14 protein-coding genes are annotated in these 19,498 nt (G+C 51.5%); 9 read left to right on the top strand and 5 right to left on the bottom strand.

Going from position 1 to position 19,498, the window contains the following annotated elements; genetic code table 11:
- The first annotated feature begins 43 nt into the window (after positions 1-43).
- The 7 genes from BLP55_RS10635 to tsaB are packed head-to-tail and all read left to right on the top strand — an operon-like array spanning position 44 to position 7,779.
- On the top strand, positions 44-745 hold the full coding sequence (locus BLP55_RS10635; RefSeq protein ID WP_091143436.1) for an ABC transporter ATP-binding protein: 702 nt from the start codon (positions 44-46) through the stop codon (positions 743-745).
- Complete coding sequence (locus BLP55_RS10630) at positions 738-1,982, top strand: ABC transporter permease (RefSeq protein WP_091143432.1); 1,245 nt, start codon at positions 738-740, stop codon at positions 1,980-1,982. The genes BLP55_RS10635 and BLP55_RS10630 overlap by 8 nt, the downstream gene beginning before the upstream one ends.
- 1 nt (position 1,983) lies before the next feature.
- The gene (locus BLP55_RS10625) at positions 1,984-3,249 is read left to right on the top strand and encodes an ABC transporter permease (protein ID WP_091143429.1); all 1,266 of its coding nucleotides are present in this window, start codon (positions 1,984-1,986) and stop codon (positions 3,247-3,249) included.
- 21 nt (positions 3,250-3,270) lie between these two features.
- Complete coding sequence (locus BLP55_RS10620) at positions 3,271-4,392, top strand: efflux RND transporter periplasmic adaptor subunit (RefSeq protein ID WP_091143426.1); 1,122 nt, start codon at positions 3,271-3,273, stop codon at positions 4,390-4,392.
- 59 nt (positions 4,393-4,451) lie between these two features.
- The gene (locus BLP55_RS10615; protein ID WP_091143422.1) at positions 4,452-5,819 is read left to right on the top strand and encodes a TolC family protein; all 1,368 of its coding nucleotides are present in this window, start codon (positions 4,452-4,454) and stop codon (positions 5,817-5,819) included.
- 5 nt (positions 5,820-5,824) lie between these two features.
- Positions 5,825-7,117: an efflux RND transporter periplasmic adaptor subunit gene (locus BLP55_RS10610; RefSeq protein WP_091143418.1), complete on the top strand. Its 1,293-nt coding sequence runs from the start codon at positions 5,825-5,827 to the stop codon at positions 7,115-7,117.
- On the top strand, positions 7,117-7,779 hold the full coding sequence (gene tsaB, locus BLP55_RS10605) for a tRNA (adenosine(37)-N6)-threonylcarbamoyltransferase complex dimerization subunit type 1 TsaB (protein ID WP_091143413.1): 663 nt from the start codon (positions 7,117-7,119) through the stop codon (positions 7,777-7,779). Before BLP55_RS10610 ends, tsaB begins: the two co-directional genes overlap by 1 nt.
- Here the strand turns inward: tsaB and BLP55_RS10600 are convergent, their stop codons facing one another.
- From BLP55_RS10600 to BLP55_RS10580, 5 genes are all read right to left on the bottom strand, one after another.
- Positions 7,780-8,457, bottom strand: a complete 678-nt coding sequence (locus BLP55_RS10600; RefSeq protein ID WP_091143410.1) for a hypothetical protein — start codon at positions 8,455-8,457, stop codon at positions 7,780-7,782.
- A 43-nt stretch (positions 8,458-8,500) separates the two neighbouring features.
- A complete protein-coding gene (locus BLP55_RS10595; RefSeq protein WP_091143406.1) occupies positions 8,501-9,331 on the bottom strand; it encodes a mechanosensitive ion channel family protein in 831 nt (276 codons plus the stop codon).
- Positions 9,332-9,384: 53 nt separating this feature from the next.
- Positions 9,385-9,948: a hypothetical protein gene (locus BLP55_RS10590; protein WP_091143402.1), complete on the bottom strand. Its 564-nt coding sequence runs from the start codon at positions 9,946-9,948 to the stop codon at positions 9,385-9,387.
- Positions 9,949-9,998: 50 nt separating this feature from the next.
- On the bottom strand, positions 9,999-12,020 hold the full coding sequence (locus BLP55_RS10585; protein WP_091143399.1) for a thioredoxin domain-containing protein: 2,022 nt from the start codon (positions 12,018-12,020) through the stop codon (positions 9,999-10,001).
- Between the two features lie 291 nt (positions 12,021-12,311).
- Positions 12,312-13,205, bottom strand: a complete 894-nt coding sequence (locus BLP55_RS10580; RefSeq protein WP_091143396.1) for a NifU family protein — start codon at positions 13,203-13,205, stop codon at positions 12,312-12,314.
- Positions 13,206-13,317: 112 nt separating this feature from the next.
- Between BLP55_RS10580 and BLP55_RS10575 the strand changes: the two genes are divergently transcribed.
- Complete coding sequence (locus BLP55_RS10575; protein WP_091143392.1) at positions 13,318-18,462, top strand: choice-of-anchor L domain-containing protein; 5,145 nt, start codon at positions 13,318-13,320, stop codon at positions 18,460-18,462.
- A gap of 6 nt (positions 18,463-18,468) precedes the next feature.
- Complete coding sequence (locus BLP55_RS10570) at positions 18,469-19,467, top strand: PorP/SprF family type IX secretion system membrane protein (RefSeq protein WP_091143388.1); 999 nt, start codon at positions 18,469-18,471, stop codon at positions 19,465-19,467.
- Positions 19,468-19,498 lie beyond the last annotated feature (31 nt).

Here is a 19,498-nt window from a genome sequence, read left to right as displayed (position 1 = left end):
TGGGAGCAGATTACCTAATATTGTTGACAAATTCCTACACCCCATGATTAAAATTACCGATTTGCACAAATCCTACCAAATGGGAAGCGCGTCGTTGCACGTGCTGAAAGGCGTTAATTTTAACATCGAGGCTGGCGAATTGGTGGCAATTATGGGCTCTTCGGGATCGGGTAAATCTACGCTGCTCAACATACTCGGTATTTTGGACGAAGCCGATTCGGGAAGCTACATCCTCGACGGCGTGCCCATCAAAAACCTCAATGAAACGATCGCTTCGCGCTACCGCAACCAATTCCTCGGATTTGTGTTCCAGTCGTTCAATTTGATCAACTACAAAAATGCACTCGACAACGTGGCCATGCCGCTCTACTACCAAGGCGTCGGGCGCAAGCAACGGTACGAAACCGCGATGCACTACCTCGAAAAAGTAGGCCTTGCAACCCATGCGCACCATTTGCCCAACGAACTTTCGGGCGGGCAAAAACAACGCGTGGCCATTGCGCGCGCGCTGGCGTCGAACCCCAAAGTATTGTTGGCCGACGAACCTACGGGCGCGCTCGATACCAAAACCTCTTACGAAGTCATGGAGCTCATCCAAGGCATCAACGACGAGGGCAAAACGGTGCTCATCGTCACGCACGAACCCGACATCGCCGCCATGTGCAAACGCAACGTCGTGCTCAAGGACGGCCTGATCATCGACGACAAAAAAGTAGAACAGGTAAGGGCGACGGCTTATGTTTAACCTCGAGCGTTGGCACGAAATCTTTGAGGCGATCTCAAAAAACAAGCTCCGCACTTTTTTGACGGGCGTGTCGGTCGCATCTGGGATTTTCATCCTCGTGATCCTGCTTGGCGTGGGCAAGGGGCTGCAAAACGGCGTCGAAAAGCAATTCGAACGCGATGCGGCGGGTATCGTCGAAGTATGGACGAGCACGACCACCAAAGAATACAAAGGGCTCAACCCGGGGCGTCAAATCCAATTTAGGAATTCCGACTATGCCGTGTCGGTACAAAAATACGATCAAATGCTGCAGTACAAAGGCTCGAGTTTCAACAACTGGAGCGGCTTGGTGACCTACGGAAAGGAATCGGGCAATTACCAATACCGCGGCGTGTACCCCGAATACCAATTCATCGAAAACGCGACCATGTCCGAAGGACGTTTCATCAACGCCAACGACATGGCCCATGCCGAGAAGGTGTGCGCCATCGGTCTCAAACTCAAGCAAGACTTGTTCAAGGAAGAATCGCCCATAGGCAAACAGATCCAGGTGAATGGCATCGCTTTTAAAGTGGTGGGCGTTTTTATCGATCCGGCAGGCGAACGCGAAGAAACCCGTGTGTACATGCCGCTGACGACGGTCCAGAAAGCCTATGGCGTGGGCGACAAGATCAGCAACATGTTCTTCGTCATGAAAAAGGCCGACAATTTCGACGCGGCGCTGGCCGAATCCAAAACGTTCGAAACCGGACTCAAACAATTGCTCAAAAACAAAAACACTGTCGCGCCAGACGACGAAGGTGGTATCGGGATGTACAATTCGGTCGAGAACGCCAAACGCTTTTACGACGTGAACCTGTACATCAGTCTGTTTTTTTGGTGGGTCGGGATTTGTACGATCATCGCCGGTGTGGTGGGCGTTTCGAACATCATGCTCATCATCGTCAAGGAACGCACCAAGGAAATAGGAATCCGCAAGGCATTGGGCGCGTCGCCGTGGTCGATCATTGCGATGATTTTGCACGAATCGATTTTCATCACCACGATTGCGGGTTTTGTAGGTTTGCTGATGAGCCTGGCGCTGTTGGAAGTGGTCGGGCCGCAGGTCAAGAGCGAATTTTTTGTCAATCCGTCGGTCGATTTCAACGTGGCGCTCACGACGCTGTTCTTGCTCGTGTTCGCCGGTGCGCTCGCCGGATTTTTCCCGGCTTATCGCGCGGCGCAAATCAAACCCATTGTAGCACTTAGAGACGAATAGTATGTTTGACCGCGAAAAATGGAACGAAATACTCGAGGCGCTCATGGCCAACCCTTTCCGCACGTTGCTGACGGCATTCGGCGTGTTCTGGGGAATTTTTATCCTGGTGATTTTGCTCGCCGCGGGCAAGGGTCTCGAGAACGGCATCAAAAAAGGCTTCGACGGCATGGCGACCAACACCATGTTCATGTGGGCACAAAATACCTCCAAGGCCTACAAAGGGCTGCCACAAACGCGCGGCTATAATTTCAAGAACGCCGATGTGCCCGCGCTCAAGGCCCAATTTCCCGATCTCGAATACGTCTCGCCGCGCAACCAACTGGGCGGTTATCAAGGCACGAACAATGTGATCCGCGGTGACAAGACGGGCGCTTTCACGATTTATGGCGATTACCCCGAACTCATCAAACAGGAGTCGATGATCATCAAGCAAGGGCGGTTCATCAACCAGCAGGACATCCTGAACAAGCGCAAAGTGGCCGTTGTCGGACAGGGCGTCATCGACGAAATGTATGAGAAAGGCGAGGAGCCGATGGGCAGCTACATCAAGATCAACGGCGTCAACTTCATGGTTGTTGGTGTCTACCATTCGAACAACACCAACAACGGTGGGGCCGAGGCGGCGCAAAAGAACATCTTCATGCCGTTTACGACCTTTCAGCAGGCGTTCAATTACGGCGATGTCGTCGGGTGGATGGCCATCACGGCCAAGGACGGCGCTTCGATCACCGAACTCAAGCAGGGCATTTTTGATTTCCTCAAGTCGCGTCATTCGATCCATCCCGAAGATGAACGCGCCATCGGGCATTTCGATTTGTTCCAGGAGTACAGTAAAGTGCAGGGGCTGTTCATGATTTTGCGATTTATTGCGTACTTTGTAGGGACGTTGGTGTTGCTTTCGGGCATCATCGGCATTTCGAACATCATGCTTATTGTGGTCAAGGAACGCACCAAGGAAATTGGCGTGCGCCGCGCATTGGGTGCTACGCCATCGGCCATTCGTGGCCAGATTTTGACCGAGTCGATCGTACTGACCATTTTGGCGGGTATGTTGGGTATTGCCGCGGCAACGGGCGTGTTGGCCATCGCCAATTCGATTTTGTCGTCGATGCCCTCCGAGGACATGATGTTCGCCAACCCAAGCGTAGACATGACCGTGGTGTTCATCGCGCTGCTGATCCTGATCGGCTCCGGATTGCTCGCCGGATTTATCCCCGCGCAAACCGCCATCAATGTCAAACCCGTCGATGCCTTACGAACTGAATAATCATCAACCAATCTTCATACAATGAAAAAAGGAGTTACCATTACCGTTTTGATCTTTATCGCCATCGTGTTTTTTGGCGCGCTGTACTATTTGTACGCCAAGAACCAGGAAGCGCCGGTGGTTTTTCAGTCCGAGAAACCCGAGACCAAGACGATTGTCAAGAATACGATCGCCACGGGCAACATTGTCCCCGACGAAGAGGTGCTCATCAAACCCAATATTTCGGGTATCATCGAAGCCGTGTACATCAAGGCTGGCGAAAGCATCAAGGCTGGCGACATGATCGCCAAGATCCGCGTGGTGGCCAATGTGTCGAATTTGAGCAGCTCGCAAAACCAGGTGCAATCGGCCAAGATCGAGCTCGACAACCAACAAAAATTGTACAACCGCCAGAAATCGCTGTTCGACAAAGGCGTGATTTCGGCCAACGAGTTCCAGGCTGCCGAAGTGGCGTTTTCGCAAGCCAAACAAAATTACAACGCCGCGCGTCAAGGACTCGACATCATCAAGACCGGAACTTCGGCGGGGTTGGGGAGCTACGCCAATACCATTATCCGATCGACCGTCAACGGCATGGTGCTCGATGTGCCGGTCAAGGTGGGCAACCAGGTCATCGAGAGCAACAATTTTAACGAAGGGACTACCATTGCGAGCGTGGCCGATGTGGGCCGTATGATTTTTGTCGGCAAGGTCGATGAATCCGAAGTGGGCAAAATCAAAGTCAACCTGCCCATCGAAATCACTGTGGGTGCCATCGAGAACAAAATCTTCAATGCTGTACTCACCGACATCGCGCCCAAGGGCAAAACCGAGAACGGCGCGATCCAGTTCGAGATCAAGGCCAAACTCACCGACCGTGACGATACGTTCATCCGCGCGGGGCTCAGCGCCAACGCGTCGATTATTTTGGACAAGGCCGAGAACGTGCTGGCCATCAAGGAGGCGCTTGTGCAATTCGATCCCAAAACGCAAAAACCGTTTATCGAAATCGACAAAGGCGACCAAAAATTTGAGCGCAAAGACGTCGAGCTGGGCGTGTCGGATGGGCTCTATGTGCAGGTTAAAAGCGGCATATCTGCGTCCGACAAAATCAAGGTGTGGAACCAAGGCACCACGGGGGAAGAAGCGCAAAAGCAACAATAATTGGTCTTAGTTTTTAGAAATTCGCTAAATTTGTGCGTCGCGTGGCGCCATCATCAATCATGAAAAAATCAAATCTTTTCTTTTTAATATTGTTCACATGTTGGGCGACGATCGGCCAGGCCCAAGCCAAGAAATGGACGATAGCCGAATGTGTCAACTATGCGCTCGAACACAACATTTCGATCCGCAACACGGCGCTCGATGGTGAACTTGCTGCCATCGACAAAAAAGATGCGCGCGGCAATTTTATACCGAGCATCAACGCCAATGCATCACATTCGTGGAACATCGGTTTGAACCAGAACATCACCACCGGTTTGCTTGAAAACCAGACGACGCAGTTTACTTCTATGGGCGTGGGCGCCAATGTAGACATCTACAAAGGCTTGCAAAACCAAAACCGTTACCGCCGTTCGGCGTTGGCCGAGGTCGCGGCGCAATACCAGCTCAGTAAAATGAAGGACGATGTGTCGCTCAATGTGGCCAATGCGTTCCTGCAGATTTTGTTCAACAAGGAGAACATCAAGGTGCAAAAAGAATTGTTGGCCGCCAACGAACGACAGTTTAACCGTACACAGCAACTCGTCGATGCCGGTTCGGTGCCGCGCGGCGACTTGCTCGACATCAAGGCGACGGTGGCCGACAGCAAGCAAAAACTTGTCGCGGCCGAAAATGCGTTGCTCATTTCGCGTTTGAGCCTGGCGCAATTGCTTCAACTCGACGATTTTCAGAATTTTGACATCGCCGACGAAAATTACGATGCCAAGCAAAGTGAGGTCATGTTCCAAACGCCCGAATCGATTTACAAAAAAGCACTCGAGAACAGGGTAGAGGTCAAGCTCGCGCAAACCAATCTCGACATCGCCAACCGCGACATCAAGATCGCACGCGGGGCCTATCAGCCAACGCTGCAAGGTTTTTACAGTTTCAATTCGCGTATTTCGTATGCCGATGTGCCGTATGTGATCAACGGACAGGTGATTGGGACGCGCAGCCCGGATCCTTTTTTCACGCAGTTCGACGACAACAAAGGACACAACTTTGGCTTGCAATTGAATGTGCCTATTTTGAACGGTTTTGCCGCCCGAAACAATGTGTCGCGCAGCAAGGTCAATGCCGAACGTGCCAAGATTGCGCTCGAGCAAAGCCAGGTTGATCTCGAACGCACCGTGTATACCGCGTTTACCGATGCCAACGGCGCGTTCAACAGCTATGAATCGGCGAACACGGCACTCGAGGCGCGCAAGAATGCGTTCGAGTATGCGCAGGCGCGTTACGACGTGGGTATGATGAACGCCTTCGATTACAACCAGGCGCAAACGCTTTACGCCAACGCACAGAGCGAAGTGCTGCGCACCAAGTACGATTATATTTTTAGAACCAAGATCGTCGAATTCTATTTTGGGATTCCGATCATCCAACAATAAGCGTCATGTCTAAAAAGTCAACTTATCTGTTAATCGGTGCGGCCGTGGTGTTGGTCGTGGTCCTTGTCGTATTGGCCAAGAACGGCGTGATCGGCAACAAAGACAAAGGCATCGAGGTCGAAACCGCACAAGTTGACGAGATTACCATCGTAGAGACCGTATCGGCTACGGGCAAGATCCAACCCGAGGTCGAGGTCAAGATCGCCTCGGAAGTATCAGGCGAAATCATCGAACTGCCTGTTAAGGAGGGCCAGGTCGTCAAGAAAGGCGATTTGCTCGTTCGCATCAACCCCGATCTGTATACCTCGGGCTACAACCGCACCCTGGCCGGATTGTCGGGTACCAAGGCGAGTTTGAGCCAGGCCGACGCGAGTTTCAAAGAGGCCAAGGCCAATTACGACCGCAACAAATCGCTGTTCGACAAAGGCATCATCTCAAGATCCGAGTGGGACAAGATCGTATCGTTGTACGAAGGCGCGAAGGCGGCCAAACAATCGGCGTATTACAATGTAGAAAGCGCGTCGGCTACGGTCAACGAAGCCAAGGACAATTTGGGTCGTACGACGATTTACGCGCCTGCCGACGGGACGATTTCGATGCTCAACGTCGAACTCGGCGAACGCGTACTCGGGATGCAACAAATGACGGGAACCGAACTTTTGCGCGTGGCCAACCTGAACAGCATGGAGGTCGAGGTCGATGTCAACGAGAACGACATCGTCAAAATCAATGTGGGCGATTCGGCACGCGTCGAGGTCGATGCCTATCTCAAAAAGAAATTCAGGGGTATTGTCACGAGCATCTCGAATTCGGCGAGCACGGCGCTTACGGCCGACCAGGTCACCAATTTTAAGGTCAAGGTTAGGATCCTTAAGGAATCGTATACCGATTTGACCGAAGGCAAACCTGCGAGCTATTCGCCTTTTCGTCCGGGCATGACGGCCACGGTAGACGTCATCACCAAACGCAAGGAAAAAGTACTTGGTGTGCCGATCAGTGCCGTTGTGGTCAAGGCCGATACGGCTGCGGTCAAAAAGCTTGAGGTAGACGACCCGGATTCCGAAGAAAACAAAATCAAACCCAAAAGCGACAAAAAGTATGAATGTGTTTTTGTCAAATCGGGCAACAAGGCCAAGATCCGCGTGATCAAGACGGGCATCCAGGACGACACCAACATCGAAGTCACGCAAGGCATCAAAAAAGGAGATGTTGTCATCACAGGCCCGTATACCACCGTAACCAAAGACCTCAATTCGGGCGACAGAATTACCGTGGCCACGAAAGATTCCAAGAAGTAATGGCTTATCTCTTACAACTCGAAACCGCCACCAAGAACTGTTCGGTTGCCGTATCGCGCGACGGACAGACCATCGCTTTGCGTGAGGTGGCCGAGCAAGGTTTTTCGCATGCCGAGAAATTGCATTTGTTCATCGAGCAAGCGATGTTGGACGCACAAATCACTTACGCCGATTTGTCGGCGGTGGCCGTAAGCCAAGGGCCCGGGTCTTATACCGGTTTGCGCATCGGGGTATCGGCGGCCAAAGGATTGTGTTTCGCGCTTGGGATTCCGCTTGTCGCCATCGATACGTTGGCCGTTCTCGCGGCGCAGGTCACGGTATCCGACGGTTTGATCATACCCATGATCGATGCCCGGCGTATGGAAGTATACAGCGCCGTTTTTGACGCCAATAGAAATGCGGTGCGCGGTGTTCAGGCCGAAATCCTTACGGCCGAATCGTATGCCGATACCAACGCAAAAATGTATATTGTGGGCGACTGTCAGCAAAAATGCAAGACGGTGTTAACCGATGATCGTTTTGTCTTTCTCGAAGATGTTGTTTTTCCATCGGCCAACGCGATGGGTGCGCTGGCGCATGCCAAGTTTCTGGCGCAGGATTTTGTAGATGTGGCGTACTTCGAGCCTTATTACCTCAAGGACTTTTTGGTGGGCGGCAAGTAATCAAAGTGTCGCAAGAAAGTTCACAAGCTGAATCAAGTCAGATTCATTGTCAAAATTCGTCTGGGCTTGTTTGACAAAAACGTCGATTTTGTCTTTGTGCGCTGGAAATAGTTTGACTAACGCTTTTTTGCTTTCCGGAAAATCGGTTGTCATACCTTCTTTGTTGCGCAGGAAAAAGATGTCGCGCATCGGGCTGAATTTGGCCGGCATACTGACCTCGAGCGAAGTTTTGGCGGGTTTGGCTTCAACAAACGACACGCGCTCTTTGCGGTAGAGGGTCCACCCGTCTTTCTGGTGTACGTTTACAAGGTATCCATAAACGAGTTTCTTGTCTTCGGTATACGGAATCAATTCGTATTGTTTTCGAAGTCCTGTAAAGACGATGCGGTCAAAGTCTTCTATTTTGTCCAAAACCAGGGTGTCGCTTTTGGGTGTGATGAATTCAAATTCATCTTTGTAGGCATTGTAGCGCATAAAAGCCTTGATGTTTAGCTTTTCGACGCTTGCTTGCGCAAACATTATTTGTTTGTAAGGCGAGCCTTGGGACTTGTCCTTTACGTATTTCGGGTTTTTGAACAACTTGGTTGCGATGTCCGGATGCTGTACTTCTTCCTGAAGCGATTGCGCCGCCAAAGGAAAACAAATCAATCCCAGCAAAAAACAAGATATTTTTTTCATGGTACGTATTTAAACAACAATACTACAAAAAATAAGACAGTTCTCAGGATTTCGAAAACTCTTTCAAAAACGGCTGGATCGAAATGCCTGCCTGGTCGAAAGCCGTTTTGCTTTGTTCGAGCAGATCGGCGGTCACGTCGGCGAAATCTTCGTTGGCCGTCCAGGCGCGAATGGCGATCTTGATCCCCGAATCGGTCAATTCCCTTACCGTCACTGTTGCATGCGGATTCTTGTGGATCTTGGGATGACGGTCGATGATTTCGGTAATGATGTCCTTGGCCTGCTTGATGTTGGTGTCATACGAAATGCCGATCGTAAGGTCGGTGCGTCGGGTTTGCTGTTGCGAAAAATTGATGATGGTACCGTTGGACAACGCGCCATTGGGAATGTAGATCACCTGGTTATTGGCCGTGAGCAGTTGCGTGACAAAAATCTGGATGTCGATCACCATGCCCGATACGCCCTGCGCCTCGATGGTGTCGCCCAATTTGAACGGCTTGAACAAAATGATGAGCATCCCGCCCGCAAAGTTCGACAGCGAACCCTGCAAAGACAAACCGATGGCCAGACCCGCAGCACCCAGAATCGCCACAAACGACGACGATTCGATCCCGAGTTTGGAAATAACCGCGATGAACAAAACGATGCGCAATGCCCAAAAGATGATGTCCGACAAGAACTCGACGAGCGTAGGTTCGACGTCGCGCTTGACCATGAGTTTGCGCGCAAAACGGTTGATCAGTTTGGTGACCCATAACCCCACGAACAGCAGGATGAACGCCCCAATTAGTTTGGGCGAATATTCGATGAGCAGGGTGATGAATTTTTGCGTGTATTGTTCGATGTAGTTGATGTCGGCTATTAACGGTTTCATGCGAAAAAAAAACCTCCGTTTGTGGAGGTTGTAAAGGTAGTGTTTTTAGTCGTTTAATCGGCGTCTTCTTCAACGCGGTTGCCTGCGTCGGCCGCTTTTTGCTCGGCATCGGCATCGGCGTCGCCCACAAAGTTGTTGACCGATTCCTTGGCTTGTGCGGCCGTGTCTTCGGCTTTGTTGGTCCAGTCCGATACTTTTTCCTTGACCGAATCGACCACGTCTTCGATTTTATCGGCGGCCTCTTTCGAATACTGGCCTACTTTTTCCTGCGCGGCTTCGGCCAAATCTTCGGCCTTTTCGATGTAAGGCGCAGCCGCTTCCTTGGCCTTGGCGTAGTTTTCCTCTACAAAATCTTCGGCCTTGTCGGCATATTCGCTGGCTTTGTCCTTGAGGTTGTCGACAAAACTCTCGGCCTTGTCTTGCCAAGAATCGGCGGCCGGCTGTTCGATTTTTTCCTCGACTTTTTGCGCGGCAGACGCTACGGTATCCTTGGCCTTTTCGGCTACTTGGTCTACGGTGTCCTTGACGTCGTCGATTTTATTTTCGACCTTTTGTGCACTGTTCTCGACGTTGTCTTTGCCGCCGAACAGGTTCTTAAAAAATGATCCTAGTCCCATGTTGATTTAGATTGGTTAAACCCAAACTTACAAAGAATATCGCAAATGCTTTAACGATAAGGGTTTAAATCTTTGTTAACATCGTCGATATTGTCTGTTGGGCGCTGGCAGGCCCTGTTCTGGCAAACATAGAAGAGTGTTTGGCTTTGGTCAAAACGATGCGCCAAAAACGGCAGCCCCGACTCGTGCTCGGCGCCCCCAACCAACACATGCGGCCAATACTGTTTGTTGATGGTTTGCATCTGTCGTACGGCATTCGGGCCGCAAATGGCCAGTTCGCGCGTATGATTGGATTGTTGCAACCACAGGATCAACCAGTTCGAATACGCCGATGGATAGTCGATGTCGGTGGCCATGTGTTCGAGCATTTTGCGCGCCACGGTTTCGCAATGCGTATGCTCGAAATAGACCGATAAACACCAAAGCACGTGCGCGAGCACCGAATTAGAAGCAGGAATCACGTTGTCTTCGGTCTCGAAGTGCGGGGCGATCAACGGCGCATCGGCATCGGAGGTAAACCGGAAAAATCCGACCGCGTCATAAAAATGGTCGAAACAATAATCGACGAGCTGTTTGGCATGGTGAAGCCAAGATTCCTCAAATGTGGCCTGGTACAGCGCAACGAACGCTTCGGCTGTATGAGCGTAATCTTCAAGATATCCGTTGATGGTGCTCTTGCCGTCCTTGTAACTGTGCCACAAATGGCCTTCGGCGCTCCATTGTTTTTCGACCAAAAACTGCGCATTGGCGACGGCGGCTTGTAAGTAGTGCTCGTGCCCGAATGCCTTATAAGCGTCGACAAACCCCTTGCACATGATGGCGTTCCAAGACGTGAGGCATTTGTCGTCGAGCCTTGGGCGGCTGCGTTTTTCGCGAGCGTCCCAAAGCAAACGCTCCCAATCGTTTTTCTTGGATTGCAAATCGGCAGCGGCGATGCCATTTTTTGCGGCGATGGTTTCGATCGTTTCGTTTTGGATCAACACATAATTTCCGTGCTCCCAATGACCGAAATCGTTGAGGTTAAAGACTTGGGCAAACAACGCGAAGTCTTGGGCCAAAAGGTCTTGCAATTCGTTTTGCGTCCAAATGTAAAACGTGCCTTCCTCCAAATGGCCTTGGGCATCGAGACTGTCGGCATCGAGCGCCGAATAAAAAGCCCCGTTGGGCGCGGTGAGTTCGCGTAGTACAAAAGCCAACGTCTTTTCGACCACTTCGCGGTACAACGGATTTTGCGTGCGTTTGAAAGCGTCGGCATAAAGCGAGGTGAGTTGGCCGTTGTCGTACAGCATTTTCTCGAAATGCGGGACATGCCATTTCATGTCGACCGAATAGCGCGAAAATCCGCCGCCGACGGTGTCGAACAACCCGCCCCAGGCCATGCGCGTCAGCGTCAAATCAACAAAATCGAGCAGTTTTTGGTCGGCATGCAAAAAGCCGTAGTGCATCAGGAACCGGTAGTTGTTGGGCATCATGAATTTGGGCGCACGCGCCATGCCGCCGAATTCCCAATCGAAACTTTTTTGCCACTTTTCGACCAATGGGGCGAGGTTTTCCAGATTCAGGTCGGTGGGTTGGCTTTTGGGTTCGATGACCGAAATACCCACCAAGCCGTCCTGTAGTTTCTGGGCGTAGTCGACCATTTTTTCGGGGTTCGAAAGCCAGAGTTCCTGTAGCTGTTCGAGGCTGGCGATCCATTCGGGTTGCCTGAAATAAGTGCCGCCCCAAACCGGTCGTCCGTCGGGCAGGCAAATGGCGTTGAGCGGCCAGCCGCCACGCCCGGTCATGATTTGTACCGCTTTCATGTATACGGCGTCTACATCGGGACGTTCCTCGCGGTCGACCTTGATGGCGACAAAATGGGCGTTCATGACTGCCGCGGCTTCGTCGTTTTCGAAGGTCTCGTGTTCCATCACGTGGCACCAATGACAGGCCGAATAACCGATGGATACGATGATCAGTTTGTTCTCGTACTGCGCTTGGGCCAAAGCCGATTCGTTCCAGGCTTTCCAATGCACGGGGTTTTGCGCGTGCTGGAGCAGGTAGGGGCTGGTTTCTTGGGAAAGTTCGTTCATGGTAATTGTTCGAAATTCGAAATTCGTTGTTCGACATTCAACATTCAAAAATAGTCAACGAACGCGGAACGCCGAATAAGGAATGACGAATATCGAAGCGAGGGGCCCTAGCCCCGATTGCAGCGGCATCCTTTTGCCGGCGCGAGCAAGGCAAAAGATACAGCGTAAAGCGGGAAATAGCTCCTTAAAAAAAGCGCCCTTTCGGACGCTTAAAGTTAGTTTTTTATTTACCGCAAAGGCGCAAAGGTTGCAGAGCTTTCTAAACTTTGCGAAATCTTTGCGTTTAGAAAATTAAGCATTGAGCGCTTCGACCTTAATCTCCTCGTCGCGCAGCATGTCCTTGAGCATGTTCTCGATGCCGCTTTTGAGCGTAAACGTGCTCGACGGGCAGCCGTTGCACGCGCCTTGCAGGATCACCTTGACGCGTTTTTCGGTTTCGTCGTACGAGTCGAACAAAATGTTGCCGCCATCGGCCGCCACGGCAGGCTTGACGTATTCTTCGAGTATGTTGATGATTTGCTGCGAGGTGGTGTCGAGGTGGTCGAAGTTTTTGATTTGCTGCTTTTCGGCTTTGGGCGCTTCGATGAGCGTTTCGTCGAGCACCGGGCCGCCGTTCTCGATATACAACTTGATGAACGAACGCAGTTCGAGTGTGATTTCGCTCCAGTCGTACGATTCGTATTTGCTTACCGAGATGTAGTTTTCATCCATGTAAATCTCCCTGACGTACGGGAAATTGAACAGTTCTTTGGCCAGCGGCGACGCCTTGGTCTCGTCGATGTTTTTGAATTCGACGGGTGTCTTGGTGATCATTTTGTTGACGACAAACTTGAGCGTGGCCGGATTGGGCGTGGTTTCGCCATACACCGTCACGGGCTGTTTTTTGGGTTTGGTTTCGTCGATTTCGAGGATCTTGGCGCCCGAGTCTACGTAGTTTTGGATTTGTTCGGCCACGGCATCCTGTACGTCTTCCCACTCGACAATGTTGTAGCGCTCGATGGCGATGAAATTGCCCGAGATGTACACTGTTTTAACAAATGGTAAATAAAAAAGTTGCTTGGCCAGCGGCGAATTCTTGGTTTCGTCGATGTTCTTAAATTCGAAATTTTCATTTTTTGTGATAAAATCTGGAAATTCGAACTTAATTATGGTAGGGTTTTGCGTTTGCTTGATGTTTATAGTCATGGAATGCCTTATTTTTTTGCAAAATTAACAAACTTATTTTTGTTGAATCTCTATATTTGGAGATTAAAGATTTTTTAACACACAACTACAACAAACCACCAACTAAACCACAATGAAAAACTTTACTTTCTGTATTTTAATGCTTTGCGGATGGGCCTCCCATGCGCAATTGATCATTACCAATACGGCCGAAACGCCTGCCCAATTGGTCACCGATGTATTGGTCGACCAAAGTATTACGCCCTACAACATCACCTTCAATGGTTCGGCTGCGAATGCCAACGCGATCAAGTTACAGGCCGCGCATTTTACCACCAATTTTAACCCGACCAATTTGGGGCTCACCGCCGGGGTGATGCTCTCGACCGGAAACGCGCAGTTGGGTTATGGGCCCAACAACGGAGGCGGTACATCCGATCCTGTTACGCCCGTATACAATGCCGATACAAACCTGGCGGCGCTTACGACAAACAATGTCGTGAACTCGGCAGTGCTCGAGTTTGATTTCGTGGCGACGGGCTCGCAAATGTCGTTCGACTATGTGTTCGCTTCAGAAGAATACCCTGAATTTGCGAACACTGGTTTCAACGATGTTTTCGGGTTCTTTTTGACGGGCCCGAATCCGGCCAACGCATCGGTACCCTACAACGCTTACAACATTGCATTCGTGCCCAATACGACAGTGCCGATCACGATCAACAATGTCAACAACGGACAAACCAATAATGGCCCGTGCGAGTATTGCACGTATTATGTCAACAACGGAACCGGGACTACGCCTGCGGCCAATCCGCATGTGCAATACGACGGTTTTACGACGGTGCTGACTGCGGTGGCCAACCTTAGATGCGGCGAAGTTTATCACATGAAATTGGCGATCGGTAACGTGGGTGACAATGCCTACGATTCGGCGGTTTTCTTGAAGGATTTTAAGATTACGCCGCTGGCGCTTGTCGATGACACCAACCTCGACGAGAATTTGTCGGTTTGTGGCGACGACACCAACCTGGCCATGCCGCCGGCCAGTTATTTTACCGACCAAGACCTTCCGGTACCCGATTACATCCTGAATCCGGACGATTACAATTTTTACTGGTCGTTCAACAACACCTATGACCCGGCCAATTTGCCGGCCTACAACCCTGCGGCTTTTGTTCCCGTAGCCTCTATTTTATTGCCTGCGACCGTCGACGATGTAGAATACACGGCAACGCAAGGAGGGGTCTATCAACTGACGGTAGAAACGTCGTATGATTGTAAAGTAGCCGAAGACCAGATCACAATTTGGTTCCAGCCCAATCCATTGCAAACGGCGCCACCTTTGAATATTTGTACTTCTGATCCGCTGCCGATGAACATCAACATCAACCAAAATGCCGCTATTTTAGGAACTGCGAGTGCATCAGACTATATGATCACCTATTACAATTCGTCTGAACTCGATGCCACCAACGGTGTTCCCAACGGACGAATTCCTACGGCCACCCTGGCCAATTACCCGATGACGACCGACACCGACCAGATTTGGGTTCGGTTCGAGGAAGTGGCGGGAAGCGGCTGTGTTTTTGTCATGCCGTTTACCATCACGATTGGCGAAGAACCGTCGGGCGTTTTTGATTATCCGCAAACCCCTTATTGCGCCGAGTTGCCGCTGCAGCTTGTGAACACCACGGTCACGCCTGGAGGGACGTATACCGCCACGCCTGCGGGGCTTTCGATCAATTCAGCCACAGGTGATATCGACCCGAGCGCGAGTACGCCGGGAAGTTATCTGGTTGATTATGTATTGCCTGCTTCGGCTACCTGTCCTGAATTCAGGGTAGACGATATTCCGGTAGCCATTACGGCCACGCCGGCCGCGCCGGGAATCTTGACGCCGCTGGCTTATTGTCAAGGAGAAGCCGCGCCTGCGTTGAGCGCTACGGGTACCAACTTGCTTTGGTATACCGCAGCCACCGGCGGTACGGGAAGCGCCACCGCGCCTACACCGGACACCAGTGTTTCGGGACCAGCCACTTATTATGTGAGCCAAACCAATGGTTGCGAAGGACCACGGGCCGCCATTGTCGTCAACATAGAGGCTACACCTGCCGCACCTTCATTCACGGCGGTGGCACCTTATTGCCAGAATGCGACTGCGACCGCTTTGACGGCAACGGGCAGCAACCTGCTTTGGTATGCTTCGGCCACGGGTGGGGTTGGAAGTGCCATTGCGCCTACACCGTCAACAGCAACCGATGGAACCATCAATTATTACGTCACCCAAACGGTCAATGGATGCGAGAGTTTGCGCGCCGAAATTCCGGTGACGACCATCGCTTTGCCTGCCGCACCTGCGGTAACAAGTTTGATTGGTTACTGCGAAGGTTTTGCAGCACCGGCCTTGACCGCAACCGGTTCGAACCTGTTGTGGTACAGTGCCGCGACGGGTGGGGTTGGCAATACCACCGCGCCAACACCGAGTACTGCTACATCGGCGACCACCAATTACTATGTCAGTCAAACCGTAAACAATTGCGAAGGGCCACGCGCGATGATTAGCGTCGAGGTTTCGCCGGTGCCGAGCGCGCCGGTGTTTGCCATTACCCAGCCAAACTGTGCGGTCAATACGGCTACCATCAGCATCAGTTCGCCGGTGGGCGTCAACTTGGAATACAGTATCGACAACGGCACCAACTACCAATCAGGCACCATGTTCTCGGGCGTGGCGGCGGGCGCGACCTACGATGTGATTGTGCGCAACGCTTTGTCGGCCTGTGTGTCGCCAACAGTACCCGCTGTGGTCAACCCAGCGTTAATTATTCCGGCAGCGCCTACGGCTGCGGTTTCGGCTCAACCGAATTGCTACACGCCAACCGGTACCATCGAAATCAGTGCGCCGCTAGGAGCCAACTTAGAGTACACCATCAATGGCGGCGGGGCTTACCAATCGGGGACCACGTTCGCCGGACTTGCGCCGAATGCATCGTATACGCTTTCGGTAAGGGATACCGCTACGGGTTGTGTCTCGACCACCACGATAGTCAACGTCGATGCAATGCCGGCCAATCCTGCCGCGCCTACGTTGACAATCGTCCAGCCGATTTGTACGACGCCTACAGGAACTGTTACCATCAGCGCGCCAACCGGTGCCAACTTGGAATACAGCATCAACGGCGGTACGGCATACCAGGCATCGCCAGTATTTGTAGGATTGGCGCCAAGTACCAACTACAATTTGATTGTTCGTGATTTGGTAACCGGGTGCGTATCGACGGCCAGTGTGGCCGCGGTAAACGCTATTCCAGCCAATCCGGCTGTGCCGACGGTGACCATCACCCAGCCTATTTGTGGCGACCCGACGGGAAGTTTTGTGGTCAGCGCACCGGTAGGCGGCAATTTTGAATACAGTATCGACGGTGGCCTCAACTACCAAAGCGGGACTACTTTTGCAGGACTCGCTGCGGGCGTGACCTATAGCGCAACCGTGCGCGACGTGACCACCGGATGCGTTTCGGCGGCAAGGGCAGTGGTCATCAATCCGGCGCTCAATGTGCCTCCTGCACCAACCGTGGGTGTTACCGTTCAGCCGATTTGTTCTGCGCCGACAGGTACGATTGTGGTCAGCGCGCCACTGGGTGCCAACCTGTCGTATTCAATCAATGGCGGGACCAACTTCCAGGCGGGAACCACTTTTGCGGGCTTGGCGCCAAACACCACTTACAGCGTGATCGTGCGCGACAATGTTTCGGGCTGTGTCTCGACGGCTTCGACGGCTTTTGTCGATCCGCTGCCGGCCAATCCGCCTGCACCTACGGCATCGGCTACGGTACAGCCGATTTGTACTACGCCAACAGGCACCATCGTGATCACCGCACCGGTCGGAACAGATTTCGAATACAGCATCAACGGAGGATCGGGCTACCAAGCGGGTACCACATTCGCTTCGCTTGCGCCTAACGCTACGTACAATTTGATTGTCAGGAATACAGTAACAGGATGCGTATCGGCACCTACTGCGGTGGTAATCGATCCTATTCCGGCCAACCCAGCCGCGCCAACAGGAACCATGACCCAACCAACTTGTACGGCGCCAACGGGTGCGATTTCGGTTGCGAATCCTACAGGAGCAAATCTTGAGTACAGCATCGACGGCGGAATCAATTACCAGGCGGGCACCGATTTTTCGGGATTGGCTCCAAACGCCACCTACAGCATCGTGGTGCGCAACACCCAAACCGGTTGCGTATCGGCACCGGGGACGTTTACGATTATCCCGGCGCCTACCTTCCCGGCGACACCGGTGGCCACGGGCAGCGACGTATGTGCCGAAGAGACCATCACCTTGAGCACGCCGTTGGTGGCAGGGGCAACGTATAGCTGGACGGGTCCGAACGGCTTTACATCGTCATTGCAAAATCCAACCATCGCAAATGCAGATGCGTCGATGGCGGGAACATACAGCGTCGTGATTTCGACATCGGCCAACTGCCCTAGCTTGCCGGGCTCGGTTACAATTGCCGTAAACCCATTGCCGTTGCCGACATTGCCGCAGGATGGCAACATTTGTTACAATACCGTCACCAATACGGTGGTAACGCCTTATGTCTTGACGACAGGACTCAGCGATGCGCAGTATGATTTTGAATGGTACCTGGAAACGGACGGTTCGTACAGCCAGATCGTCAACGAATACGACAGCAGCTACAGCGCCAGCGCGCCGGGTAATTATGGCGTGATTGCAGTGGATTTGGTGACGGGTTGTGCTTCACATATGGTCACCACAACGGTAAATATGACTTCGCCGCCGTTGGCCATTGAGGTGGTTGCGTCGGATTATTTTGACCAGTCGCAAACCATTGCCGTGAGCGTTGTGCCTTCGGGGGATTATGAGTACCAACTGGACAACGGGGCGTTTCAGCCGGGAAGCGTTTTTACAAACGTGCTGCCTGGGGAACACATCGTTAAGGTTCGAAATGCTTGCGGAACTTTAGAAGATGTCGCGTTTTTGATGGATTATCCTAAGTTTTTTACGCCAAATGGAGACGGCTACAACGACACTTGGAATATTTTTGCGCTGAAAGGCCAAGCTAATGCAAAAATTTATATCTTTGACCGTTATGGAAAATTACTGAAAGAAATCAGTCCTAGCGGCAAGGGTTGGGACGGAACATTCAATCAGAATATTCTTCCGGCAACAGATTACTGGTTCTCAGTTCATTATGAAGAGGACAATGTAAGCAAGGTGTTCAAGTCCCATTTCGCATTAAAACGATAAGCAAACATGAATTTTAAAAAGGTAGTGTTGTTCTTTGTGTTGGCAACGGCACAATGGTCATTTTCCCAAGAAGGAGTAGCAGTTTACTCCGATTATTTGTCAGACAATTACTATTTATTACACCCTTCTATGGCGGGCGCCGCCAACTGCGCAAAATTGCGGATTACCGCGCGTCAGCAGTGGTTTGGCCAAGACGATGCGCCGGCCTTGCAAACAGCCAGTTTCAACGGCAGGGTAGGAGAACAGTCTGGTGCGGGGGTGATTCTTTACAATGACAAAAACGGCTACCACTCGCAACGCGGCATCAAGGCAACTTATGCGCACCACATCATGTTTTCGCGCGACCAGATTGATTTGAACCAATTGTCTTTTGGTTTGAGCGTCGGGTTGGTGCAGAGTTCATTGGATGAGTCGGAATTTTTGCGTCCAGGGGAATTCGATCCGTATGTATATGGAGGGTTCGTGCAAAAAGATTCGTATTTCAACATCGACTTCGGGATGTCGTACAACTACCTTGATTTTTACATCCACGCGACCTTGAAGAACGCGATCGAAACCCGTCGTGAGATCTACAGCGAATACGAAAGCGACAACATCCGTAAGATCATTTTGAACACCGGTTATATTTTTGGCGACGAAACCAACTTGCTTTGGGAACCATCGGCGATGCTCCAGTATGTCGACAAGACCAAGGAAGCGGCGGTAGACGTGAACCTCAAGGTCTATAAAATGATGGACTTTGGTTCAATTTGGGGCGGTTTGTCGTACAGAAGAAGTTTTGACGGCGCCGACTACATCGAAAACAATTCGGTGCAAACGCAAAAGCTCAACTACATCACGCCAATCTTGGGGGTCAACTACAAGAACTTTATGTTTTCGTACACCTATACCCACCTGACCGGCAAAGTGAAATTCGACGACGGCGGCTACCACCAAATCACTTTGGGTATGAACCTGTTCTGCAGAAAAGAACGTTACCACTGTAAATGTCCAGCAATTAACTAATACCAAGTCCCGATTCGTCGGGACTCTTTTT

It is taken from the genome of Flavobacterium caeni (assembly GCF_900101895.1).
Classification (GTDB): Bacteria; Bacteroidota; Bacteroidia; order Flavobacteriales; family Flavobacteriaceae; genus Flavobacterium; species Flavobacterium caeni.
Note: the sequence above shows the minus strand (reverse complement) of the source record. Positions and strands in the feature narration are given on the sequence as shown.

Bases quoted from the DNA above. Each gene is read 5' to 3' on its own strand.
- tsaB (WP_091143413.1), top strand. From the start codon at position 7,117: ATGGCTTATCTCTTACAACTCGAAACCGCCACCAAGAACTGTTCGGTT.
- BLP55_RS10630 (WP_091143432.1), top strand. From the start codon at position 738: ATGTTTAACCTCGAGCGTTGGCACGAAATCTTTGAGGCGATCTCAAAA.
- BLP55_RS10580 (WP_091143396.1), bottom strand. From the start codon at position 13,205: ATGACTATAAACATCAAGCAAACGCAAAACCCTACCATAATTAAGTTC.
- BLP55_RS10615 (WP_091143422.1), top strand. From the start codon at position 4,452: ATGAAAAAATCAAATCTTTTCTTTTTAATATTGTTCACATGTTGGGCG.
- BLP55_RS10620 (WP_091143426.1), top strand. From the start codon at position 3,271: ATGAAAAAAGGAGTTACCATTACCGTTTTGATCTTTATCGCCATCGTG.
- BLP55_RS10610 (WP_091143418.1), top strand. From the start codon at position 5,825: ATGTCTAAAAAGTCAACTTATCTGTTAATCGGTGCGGCCGTGGTGTTG.
- BLP55_RS10595 (WP_091143406.1), bottom strand. From the start codon at position 9,331: ATGAAACCGTTAATAGCCGACATCAACTACATCGAACAATACACGCAA.
- BLP55_RS10585 (WP_091143399.1), bottom strand. From the start codon at position 12,020: ATGAACGAACTTTCCCAAGAAACCAGCCCCTACCTGCTCCAGCACGCG.
- BLP55_RS10570 (WP_091143388.1), top strand. From the start codon at position 18,469: ATGAATTTTAAAAAGGTAGTGTTGTTCTTTGTGTTGGCAACGGCACAA.
- BLP55_RS10575 (WP_091143392.1), top strand. From the start codon at position 13,318: ATGAAAAACTTTACTTTCTGTATTTTAATGCTTTGCGGATGGGCCTCC.
- BLP55_RS10600 (WP_091143410.1), bottom strand. From the start codon at position 8,457: ATGAAAAAAATATCTTGTTTTTTGCTGGGATTGATTTGTTTTCCTTTG.
- BLP55_RS10625 (WP_091143429.1), top strand. From the start codon at position 1,984: ATGTTTGACCGCGAAAAATGGAACGAAATACTCGAGGCGCTCATGGCC.
- BLP55_RS10590 (WP_091143402.1), bottom strand. From the start codon at position 9,948: ATGGGACTAGGATCATTTTTTAAGAACCTGTTCGGCGGCAAAGACAAC.
- BLP55_RS10635 (WP_091143436.1), top strand. From the start codon at position 44: ATGATTAAAATTACCGATTTGCACAAATCCTACCAAATGGGAAGCGCG.